Annotated in this window: 1 protein-coding gene; it reads left to right on the forward strand. The window is 71.8% G+C overall.

From position 1 onward, the window contains the following. The coding region (locus LQ326_RS47330) for an aldo/keto reductase (protein ID WP_234545399.1) at nucleotides 1-819 on the forward strand (819 nt) is incomplete at its 5' end. Nucleotide 820 lies beyond the last annotated feature (1 nt).

An 820-nucleotide genomic window follows, 5' to 3' on the forward strand; every position in this document is an offset into this window, starting at 1 on the left:
CTGAAGGTCAACCGACTCGGCTACGGCACCATGCAGCTGACGGGTCCGGGAGTGTGGGGTCCCTTCCCCGACCAGGACAAGGGCGTCCGCGTTCTGCGCCGTGCCGTGGAGCTCGGCGTGACGCTCTTCGACACCGCCGACTCCTACGGACCCGGGACGGCCGAGGAACTGCTGCACAAGGCGCTGCACCCGTACCCGGAGGACCTGGTGATCGCCACCAAGGCCGGACTGACCCGCCCGGGCCCCGGACAGTGGCGGTCCAACGGCCGTCCCGCCCACCTGCGGGCGCAGGCGGAGTCCAGCCTGCGCCGGCTGGGGCTGGAGCGCATCCCGCTCTTCCAGTTGCACCGCATCGACTCCTCCGTGCCGTTCGAGGACCAGATCGGCGTCCTCAAGGAACTGCGCGACGAGGGCAAGATCGCCCACGTCGGACTCTCCGAGGTCCGCGTCGACGAACTCGAGCGCGCCCGCGACATCGTGCCCGTCGCCTCCGTGCAGAACCTCTACAACGTCGCCCAGCGCGACTCCGAGGACGTGCTGCGCTACGCCGAGGCCAACGACATCGCGTTCCTGCCCTGGTTCCCGCTCGCCACCGGGCAGCTGGCCCGGCCGGGCGGTCCCCTCGACCGCGTCGCGGCCCACCTGGGCGCCTCGCCGTCCCAGGCCGCGCTGGCCTGGCTGCTGCGCCGCTCGCCCGTCGTACTGCCCATCCCGGGCACGTCATCGGTCGAGCACCTCGAGGACAACGTGGCGGCAGCCGCACTGGAGCTGTCGCAGGCCGACTTCGAGGCCCTGAGCGACCCGTTCTCCCGCGGCTGAG

Source organism: Streptomyces shenzhenensis (genome assembly GCF_021462265.1).
Taxonomy (GTDB): Bacteria; Actinomycetota; Actinomycetes; order Streptomycetales; family Streptomycetaceae; genus Streptomyces; species Streptomyces shenzhenensis.